The following is an 8,435-nucleotide window of genomic DNA, read 5'->3' on the forward strand; positions in this document are numbered from 1 at the left end:
GCAGGGCCGCCGCCAGCGGCAGCACCAGCATGCAGGTCGCGGCCATGGCCACGAAACCGCCCTTCCAGCCGGCCGCCGGCAACACCCACAGCGCCAGCGCCGCCGCCAGCGCGATCTGCGCCAGCGCCTGCAGCACCATGAACACCGCGGTGACCCGGTCCGGGGTTGCCGCGCGCACGATGCTGACCGTTGCCACCCAGACCAATAGGCCCTCGGCCAGGCCGGCGGCCGCACGCAGCGCGACGAACGCCGCATCGCCCTGCGCCTGCACCGTGGCCAGGTTCAGCGCCGCGGCCAGCAACGCCGCCACGACCGCCGTGGCACGCTGCCAGGACACCGGCAGCAGCGCATCGCCCAATGCCACACCGATGCCCAGGGCGATGATCTCGCCCATCGCCACCACGCCCACGCCGGGCAGCGTGATCAGGTGCTGCTCGACCAGTGCGCCGAGCACGATCGGCTGCACGCCGAGGATCAGCAGCGCGATGGCGCCGATCGACAAGGCCGCGGCGAGCGGACGTGTCGCGTGGACGGCGGTTGATGCGAGGGAAGACGGGGATGGCGTGGCGGTCATCGCGATGGCCCCTCAGTAGCCTTTGCTTTCGGCCGGCAGTTCGCCCGCGGCGAAGGCCGCGGCAGCCCGCATCTGGTCCTTGCGCAGCCGCCCGTTGGCGATGCGCCGCACCCACCAGGGCAGCGCCCGCACCTGCCCGCCGGTGGCCGCGGCAAGCACATAGGCCTTGGCGCATTTCTCGAACAACTCCACGTTCAATGCCAGCCGCTGCGCGGTGATGCCAAGACACAGCGGGCGTCCGCCGAACAGCAGGACGCTGCCGCTGCCCGGCGCGGCCGTCGCCAACGCGTCGAGCGCAGGAAACGGCGCCGGCATCGGCCCGATGTGCCGCGCCTGTTCGTCGAACACCTGCGGCAGCACGCCGCCGACATTGGCCAGAAGGTGGCCGAACACACCGGCCGACCAGGCGCTGGCGCCGACATCCGGACGCCGCGCGTACACCTGCGCGTGCACCTGCGCCGCGGCCGGCAGCGCCGGGTCGCGCCAGTCCAGCCACTGCGGCCGCTCCGCCTCGAGCGCGCCACAGCACATCGCCGTGCTGCCCGGACAGCGCAGCGCCAGCGCTGCCGCGTCGTCGCCGAGCAGACGCTTGGCCACGAGCCGCTCGCGGGTGTGCAGCCAGAGCGCTTCGATCTGCGGGACGGTGGGCATGCGCTACACCAGCTTGAACACGTCGTCGAAGCGGTTCAGCGCCTCGTCGACCACCGCATCGGTATCGGCGCGGCTGGTGTAGATGCGGCTGCCGGCCAGGGTGATCAGCCCGTGCGCCGAATACGCCGCGCCCATCTCCTCCATCATGTGCTTGCGCTCCTTGGCTTCGTTGCGCACGCGCCACAGCTTGTACAGGTTGCCGGTGTCCAGCAGCAGCACGCCGGAGGTCTGCAGGTGCACGATCGAGCCCATGTTGTAGACCACGTACGGCAGGCCGAGACGGCGGATGATCGCCTCCAGGCCCTGCCGCAGGCGATCGCCGGCGCGGCCGGCCTGGCCGGCGGCGTCGCTGCGCTGCGCTTCCAGCAAGGCGTGGTAACCGGCCACGCAGGACAGCGGATTGGCCGACAGCGTGCCGCCGACGAAGGCGCGCCGCGCGGTGGTGCCGATGCCGCCGACCAGGCTCATCATCACCTCGCGGCGGCCACCGATCGCGCCGGCCATCGGATAGCCGCCGGCCAGGCACTTGCCGAGCACGGTGATGTCCGGCAGGACCCCGAAGTAGCCCTGCGCGCCGCCCGGGCCGAGCCGGAAGCCGGTGACCACTTCGTCGAAGATCAGCAGCGCGCCGAACTCGTCGCACAACTTGCGCACCTGCCGGTTGTAGTCGTGATGCACCGGCCGCGTGCCGCTCTCCGGCCCCAGCGGTTCCAGCAGCACCGCCGCGGTACCGCCGCGCAGGCGATTGAACTGCAGCTTGCGCCGCAATGCCTCCAGATCGTTGGGATGGCATTCCTGGGTGTAGGCGGTGGCGCCGCGCGGGATGCCGATCGCCTCCATGCGCCCGGTGCCCGGCAGGCGCATGCCGTACACCAGCTGGTCGCTCCAGCCGTGGTAGGCGCCGCCGATCTTGATGATCCATTTCTTGCGGGTGTGGGTGCGAGCCAGGCGCACCGCGCCCATCACCGCCTCGGTGCCGGAGCCGAGCAGGCGCAGCATCTCCACCGCCGGCATGCTGGCGCAGACCAGTTCGGCCAGCTTGACCTCGTACGCGTGCAGCAGGCCGGTCACCGGACCGCACTGGTCCAGTACCGCCTGCACGTGCTCGCGCAGTTCCGGCGGATTGGATCCGAGCAGGGTCGGGCCGCCGGCCTGCAGGAAGTCGATGTAGCGGTTGCCGTCCACGTCGGTCAGGTACGCGCCCTCGGCGCTGTGCATGGCCAGCGGGAACGGATGGTTGAACGCCAGGTTGTGCTGCACGCCGCCGGGGATCACCTGCTTGGCCGCCTCGCCCAGGCGCCTGGAGCCCTGGCAGCGCGCGTCGAAATAGCGCATCACCTTGGCCATGCCGGCGGCGCCGATCGGCCGCATCGGCTGGTTCACCAAAGCATGGAAGCGTGCGTACAGCTGGTCCACATCGGGCCACTGCGAAATGGCGGGGGTCTGGCTCATGGTTGGTGCCGGGCTCGGGGGAACGGAAACGGAAAGCGCGTGCATGGGGTCAGGCCTCCAGTGCGGTAAGGACGGCGCGCAACGGCGCGGCCAGGCCGGCGTCGTGCAACGCGCGGCGTTCGATGCGGCGCGCCAGGTGATCGCGCGCCACCCGCTCCAGCGCATCCACCGCGGCCACCGCCTGTTCCAGGCTGCGGCCGCAGCACAGCACGCCGTGGTTGCGCATCAGGTAGGCGTTGCTCGACGGGCGCAGTTGCCGCGCCAGCAGCCAGGCCAACAGCCCGGTGCCGGACGGGAAATAACCGACCATCGGCACACGCGCACCGATCGTTGCCTGCAACGCCGGATCCTCGACCGGCAGCGCCGCGCCGAGCAGCGCGCAGGCGCTGGCCACCGGCTGATGGGTGTGGATGCTGCAGGCCACATCGGGCCGGCGGCGCAGCACCTGCGCATGCAGGCCGGTCTCCACCGACGGCGTGGCGGCACCATCCAGTTGCCGCAGGTCGGCCAGGCGCACCACGCAGATGTCCTCGGCGCGCATCGCCTGGTAATCGATGGCCGACGGCGTCACCACGAAGCGTTCGGCATCCAGGCGCAGCGCGACGTTGCCGCCGGTGCCGGCCAGGTAGCCGCGCCGCGACAACTCCACGCACAGCGCGACCACGCGCCCGCGTTGTTCATGGGCAAACATGCTGGGGAACCTCCGGCACGCATTCGGGAAGGGGATTCATGCGCCGGTAGATCGGCGCCAGGGTGCGCTGCAATTCGCGGAACATCGCATAGCGGTCGTCGTACAGCGCGCGGGTGCGTGGCGACGGTTCGTATACCCTGCGCGCGCGTTGCAGCGCCGGCAGGTCGGCGAAGCGCAGCCGGCCCAGGCCGACGCCGGCGATGAAGGTGGCGCCGATCGCATTGGCCTGGATCGGATTGTGCAGTTGCCGGATCGGCTGGCCGCTGACGTCGGCGATGATCTGGCACCACAGGTCCGACTGCGCGCCGCCGCCGACCGCGGCGATCACGCCCGGATCGCGACCGAGCAGACGCGCGAACGGTTCCATCATCCAGCGCGTGTTCAACGCCACCCCTTCCATGAAGGCGCGGATGATGTCCTCGCGGGTGTGCATCAGCGACAGGTTGACCAAGCCGGCACGCAGGCTGTGGTCCTCGACCGGGGTGCGCTCGCCGAACAGCCACGGCATGTACACCAGCCCGTTGGCGCCGGCCGGCACGCGCGCGGCGATGACGTTGAGCACCTCGTACACGTCCGGGCGTTCTTCGTCGCGCAGCAGTTCGTCGGGATGGAACAGGATGCGGTCGCGCAGGAACGACAGGTTGGCGCCGGCGGTGGACTGCAGCGCCGTGGCCAGGTAGCGCCCGCTGACTGCGCACGGCACCGCGGCGATGTTGCTGAACACGTCGGTCTTCATCCGCGGCACGTGCGCGCCAAGCCACGACGAGGTGCCCAGATACAGATGTGCGGCGTAGTCCTCGACCGCCGCGGCCACCGCCACCGCCGAGTTGTCGATGGCGCCGGCGATCACCCGGGTCTGCGGCGACAGCCCCAGCTGCGCCGCCACCTGCGGCAGCAGCGGCCCCAGCACCTCGGTCGAGGCCACCAGATCCGGCAGCTTGTCGCGCTCGATGCCGAGCAGCCGCAGCAGGCCGTCGTCGTAGCGGATGCGCATCGGGTCGCGGTTGTCGGTGACCCAGGTGGTGAGCACCGAATCGGCGGTGGCGCAGAAGCGCCCGGTCAGGCGCAGGTTGAGATAGTCCAGCGCGTTGAGGAACTTGTGCGTGCGCTGGTAGCGCAGCGGCTCGTGGTCGCGCAGGTAGGCGATATGGCCGGCGCAATCCTTGCCGCTGCCGGCCGGCGCGCCGCCGCTCAGGCGCAGCCAGCGCAGCAGCTTCAGCGGCGCATAGCCGCGCACGTTGAGCCAACGACCGCGCAGGCGCCGCGCGATCGCCGCCTGCCCGCGCATGTCCAGCCACAGCATGGCGTTGCCCAGCGCGCGGCCGTCGCGGTCCACGCACACGGTGCACTCGCCCTGGGTCGAGCAGCACACCGCGGTCACCCGCCGGCGCAACGCCTCGCCGCCTTGCAGCACCGCCGCCGCGGTGACCAGCAACGCGTTCCACCAGTCGCGCGGATCCTGCTCGGCGCAGACGCCATGCACGTGCAGCGGCACCGGTTCGAAGGCCCAGGCGATCACCTGGCCATCCAGGGTGACCAGCGCGCACTTGCAGCCGGAGGTTCCCAGGTCCACCGCCAGCACCAGTGGCTGGTCGCCGCCCCGGTCGGCATCGAGCAGTTCGCTGCGCATCGGTCAGAACGTGTAGCCGATCGAGGCCACCAGGGTGTCGCCATCGGTCTTGCGGATGCGCGCGCCGTCCTGCACCCAGTACAGCTCGTGCGCATTGACCCGGGTGCTGACCCAGTCCAGGTTCCAGTCCAGGCCCCAACGCTTGTGGGTGACGCCGATCTGGTAGTCGGCGAAGCTGCCCTCGCTGAAATTGCGCAGCTTCTGGTAGCCGGCGTGCAGGCGCAGCGTGGTCGACGGCAATACCGACGGCAGCAGCGGCGTCTGGTAGTTGAGATCGCCCAGCAAGGTGCCACGCGAGTCGTGCTCGCCACGGGCGAAGCAGCGCAGCGCCGTCGTCGGGTCGGCGGCGAACTGCAGGATCTGCGCGCACACGCCGCCGGTATCGGCACCGCGGTAGGTCTTGGAGAACACGTACAGCAGGCGGCCCTCGACCGCGCCGTAGCCGAGTTCGAGCACGCCGAAATTGCTGTCGTAGTCGATGCGGCGGATGTCCTCGGGCGTTCCTGTCTCCAGGTCGATCCGGTGCGGGGCCAGGAAGCTGGCGCCGGGGAAGCGCTCGGTGGCCAGGCCGACGCCGGCATGCCAGGCATCGGGATTGCCGAAACGGTAGCCGGCCGCCGCGGTGATGCCCAGCCCGTCGCCATCGAGGAACTGCTTCTTGCTGACCTTGGCCACCTCCAGCAGCGCGACGAAACCACTGGCGTGCACGAACTGGGTGGTCCACTTCAGCGATGGGCGCATCAGCGAGTCGGACACGCCGCGCGTGCGCTGCTCGCTCATCAGCTTGATCTGGTTCTGGAACTCGTAGTTGACCATGCCATCGGCGTCGGCCTGCTGGGCCTGCGCCTGGGCACAGCACGCGCCGTGCAGGGCCAGTGCGCCCGCGAGGGTCGCCATGAAGCGGACTGCAGTCATCTCAATCTCCCCTGTTCGCTAAGGAAGGTGGGACGCGCGGCGGCCGTCGCGGGCCCCGCACGTCGAGGGTGCCGGCGCGTCGCGCGCGCGGCGGGTGATTACTTGGCGCAGACCGGCGTGCTGGGCAGCGCCTGCACGCGGGTGAAGCGTTCGGTCTCGCCGAGCACTTCCACCCCGACGAAGGCGCGCAGGTCCAGCGCCTTGCCGCTGGCGCGCAGCGTGGCCTTGTAGCGCTTGCCGCTGCGCGGATCGAAGGCCCAGCCGTCGCGCCAGGTATCGCCGTCCTCGCGCCCCAGACGCGCGATCTGCACGCCGCAGGTATCGGTGGCGGTGCCGGCGTCCTTGTCCCAGACGATGCGTCCGCACAAGGCGGTGGCCGCATCCGCGCACGGCGCGAACTCCACCACAGCATCCTTGGCCGCGGTCAGCCACAAGCCCTGCGCCGCGGCCGGCGCCGCACATGCCGTCGCGGTCGCCAGCAGCCATCCCGCGACCACCACACCGACCACGCCGTACCGCTTCATTCCCGGACTCGCCTGCATCGAACGCCCCCTCGCCATCGCGCAATTAAGTAGTTAAAACTACCGTATAGCGATCACTACCGTTTTGCAAGCATTGCCCGCGCGGCGTTCGCCACGGACGTGGCGAGGCGCGCAAACGCCTGGATTTCAAGGTTTCGCATGTGCAGCGACATGCGTGCGACGGCCGATTTTTGCGGCATTGCAACAGCCATCGGCGAGGACGGCGACGACAGATCGGCTCGCCCGATCGCCATGGCGTCGCACTGCGAACCGAGCGAATGCGCCAGCCACGCCATCCAGCGACGCGGCCGCGCGCGGCCGAACCCGATCGGCGGCGTCAGGAAACGAGAAGGGCAGAAGGCGTGTCGGCAGTCGCTACGGCCTTGCTGCAGCAGCAACCGCCGCGACACCGCGATGCGCACTGTCGCCCGCGAGGGTCGGCAGCGCCGGCGCGGGCCAGCGAGAGTTGTGGCGACCGGCACGATCGGCGGGTCAGAAGCGGCCGGCGATGGCACGGCCGCGGTGGCGGGGATGGGTCCCGCTCAGTGCATCGGCGCCTCCCGCAAGCGGGAGGCGCACGGACGGATCAGGCGTCCTTGCCGGACACGTGCCCGTCGATCTTCGAGGTCTGGTACAGCGCCATGCCGATGCGCTTGATCAGGCCGAGCTGCTGTTCCAGCCACCAGGCATGGTCTTCCTCGGTGTCGCGCAGCTGCGCCAGCAGCACGTCGCGGCTGACGTAGTCGCCATGCTGCTCGCACAGCTTCATGCCCGCGGCCAGGTTGGCGCGCACTTCGTACTCGACCTTCAGATCCTTCTCCAGCATCTCCTCGACCGTGCGCCCGGGTTCGAAGGCATGCGGGCGCATGTCCGGGTCGCCCTCCAGGAACAGGATGCGCCGCAGCAGCGCATCGGCGTGCTCGGTCTCCTCTTCCATCTCGTGGTTGATGCGTTCGTACAGCGCCAGCAGGCCCTGGTCCTCGTAACGCCGCGAGTGGATGAAATACTGGTCGCGCGCGGCCAGTTCGCCGCGCAGCAGCTCCTTGAGGCATTGCACAACGTCGGGGTGTCCCTTCATGGGGCGGGCTCCGTGGGGTCGACTGAGGGCGCCATAGTGCCCGATGCCGCCGCGCCGCGTTCCAATCGGAATCATTCACATCCCGACTCGCACATCCGCGATGCGTGACCCCGCGCACAGCGCGCCGCGCCTACGCGGGAACGACACGCAGTCGTGTCTAGAATCGGAGACTTGCCCACCGGAGAGAGACGATGCGCGGTCGATGGAAACGCCTGCTGCTGGGGACGCTGCTGCTGACGGCGGCCGTGGCGCTGGGCATCTGGCTGCTGCTGCGCGGCAGCCTGGCCACGCTCGACGGCAAGGCCCCGCTACAAGGCCTGCGCGCACCGGCAAGCATCCAGCGCGACGCGCTGGGCGTGGTCACCATCGATGCCGCCGACGAGGCCGATGCGATGCGCGCGCTCGGCTACGTGCACGCACAGGAACGCTTCTTCGAAATGGACCTGCTGCGCCGCGCCGCCGCCGGCGAACTGTCCGAGCTGGTCGGTCCGCACGCGCTGGACGTGGACAAGGCACGGCGGGCGCATCGCCTGCGCGCGCGCAGCAGCGCGCAACTGGCCGCGTTCGCCGGCCAGCACGCGGCGGCCTTGCAGGCCTACAGCGCCGGCGTCAACCAGGGCCTGCATGCGTTGCGGATACGGCCGTGGCCTTACCTGATGCTGTTCGCCGCACCACGCGACTGGCAGCCGGTGGATTCGGCGCTGGCCGGCCAGGCGATGTACTTCGACCTGCAGGGCAAGCAACTCGAGCGCAAGCTGGCCCTGTATCGCCTGCAGCAGCGCTTGCCGGCGCCGCTGTACGCCCTGCTGCGCCACGAGGGCAGCAGTTGGGACGCGACACTGGACGGCAGCGTGCGCGGCGACGCGGCGCTGCCCTCCGCCGATCAGGTCGATCTGCGCCGCCTGGCGGGCGCGCCCGCCCCC

General features: G+C 70.4%; 9 protein-coding genes and 1 pseudogene. 1 reads left to right on the forward strand and 9 read right to left on the reverse strand.

Annotated features, from left to right (window positions below):
* The 9 genes and pseudogenes from D588_RS0106860 to bfr form a co-directional block, all read right to left on the reverse strand.
* Positions 1-502, reverse strand: a pseudogene (locus D588_RS0106860) (MFS transporter); the annotation flags it as partial.
* Between the two features lie 84 nt (positions 503-586).
* On the reverse strand, positions 587-1,225 hold the full coding sequence (locus D588_RS0106865; protein WP_017915455.1) for a hypothetical protein: 639 nt from the start codon (positions 1,223-1,225) through the stop codon (positions 587-589).
* Between the two features lie 3 nt (positions 1,226-1,228).
* The gene (locus D588_RS0106870; protein ID WP_017915456.1) at positions 1,229-2,677 is read right to left on the reverse strand and encodes an aminotransferase class III-fold pyridoxal phosphate-dependent enzyme; all 1,449 of its coding nucleotides are present in this window, start codon (positions 2,675-2,677) and stop codon (positions 1,229-1,231) included.
* 49 nt (positions 2,678-2,726) lie between these two features.
* Complete coding sequence (locus D588_RS0106875) at positions 2,727-3,368, reverse strand: class II aldolase/adducin family protein (RefSeq protein WP_017915457.1); 642 nt, start codon at positions 3,366-3,368, stop codon at positions 2,727-2,729.
* Positions 3,355-4,998 carry an FGGY-family carbohydrate kinase gene (locus tag D588_RS0106880; protein ID WP_017915458.1) on the reverse strand — a complete coding sequence of 548 codons (1,644 nt, stop codon included), beginning with the start codon at positions 4,996-4,998 and terminating at the stop codon, positions 3,355-3,357. The genes D588_RS0106875 and D588_RS0106880 overlap by 14 nt, the downstream gene beginning before the upstream one ends.
* A gap of 3 nt (positions 4,999-5,001) precedes the next feature.
* Positions 5,002-5,895: a TorF family putative porin gene (locus D588_RS0106885; protein WP_017915459.1), complete on the reverse strand. Its 894-nt coding sequence runs from the start codon at positions 5,893-5,895 to the stop codon at positions 5,002-5,004.
* Between the two features lie 116 nt (positions 5,896-6,011).
* Complete coding sequence (locus D588_RS0106890; RefSeq protein WP_017915460.1) at positions 6,012-6,437, reverse strand: DUF2147 domain-containing protein; 426 nt, start codon at positions 6,435-6,437, stop codon at positions 6,012-6,014.
* A gap of 74 nt (positions 6,438-6,511) precedes the next feature.
* Positions 6,512-6,856, reverse strand: coding sequence for a hypothetical protein (locus D588_RS27755; RefSeq protein ID WP_157836437.1), 345 nt, complete (start codon positions 6,854-6,856; stop codon positions 6,512-6,514).
* 164 nt (positions 6,857-7,020) lie between these two features.
* Positions 7,021-7,512: a bacterioferritin gene (bfr, locus tag D588_RS0106895; RefSeq protein WP_026143459.1), complete on the reverse strand. Its 492-nt coding sequence runs from the start codon at positions 7,510-7,512 to the stop codon at positions 7,021-7,023.
* A 191-nt stretch (positions 7,513-7,703) separates the two neighbouring features.
* On the opposite strand from bfr, the gene D588_RS0106900 reads away from it, so the two are divergent.
* A partial coding sequence (locus D588_RS0106900; RefSeq protein WP_026143460.1) for a penicillin acylase family protein occupies positions 7,704-8,435 on the forward strand: 732 nt, incomplete at its 3' end.

This window comes from Xanthomonas sp. SHU 308 (assembly GCF_000364645.1).
GTDB lineage: Bacteria > Pseudomonadota > Gammaproteobacteria > Xanthomonadales > Xanthomonadaceae > Xanthomonas_A > Xanthomonas_A sontii.

Excerpts from the sequence above, each read along its gene's own strand:
- D588_RS0106865 (WP_017915455.1), bottom strand. The coding sequence starts at position 1,225 with ATGCCCACCGTCCCGCAGATCGAAGCGCTCTGGCTGCACACCCGCGAG.
- D588_RS0106870 (WP_017915456.1), bottom strand. The coding sequence starts at position 2,677 with ATGAGCCAGACCCCCGCCATTTCGCAGTGGCCCGATGTGGACCAGCTG.
- D588_RS0106875 (WP_017915457.1), bottom strand. The coding sequence starts at position 3,368 with ATGTTTGCCCATGAACAACGCGGGCGCGTGGTCGCGCTGTGCGTGGAG.
- D588_RS0106880 (WP_017915458.1), bottom strand. The coding sequence starts at position 4,998 with ATGCGCAGCGAACTGCTCGATGCCGACCGGGGCGGCGACCAGCCACTG.
- D588_RS0106885 (WP_017915459.1), bottom strand. The coding sequence starts at position 5,895 with ATGGCGACCCTCGCGGGCGCACTGGCCCTGCACGGCGCGTGCTGTGCC.
- D588_RS0106890 (WP_017915460.1), bottom strand. The coding sequence starts at position 6,437 with ATGAAGCGGTACGGCGTGGTCGGTGTGGTGGTCGCGGGATGGCTGCTG.
- bfr (WP_026143459.1), bottom strand. The coding sequence starts at position 7,512 with ATGAAGGGACACCCCGACGTTGTGCAATGCCTCAAGGAGCTGCTGCGC.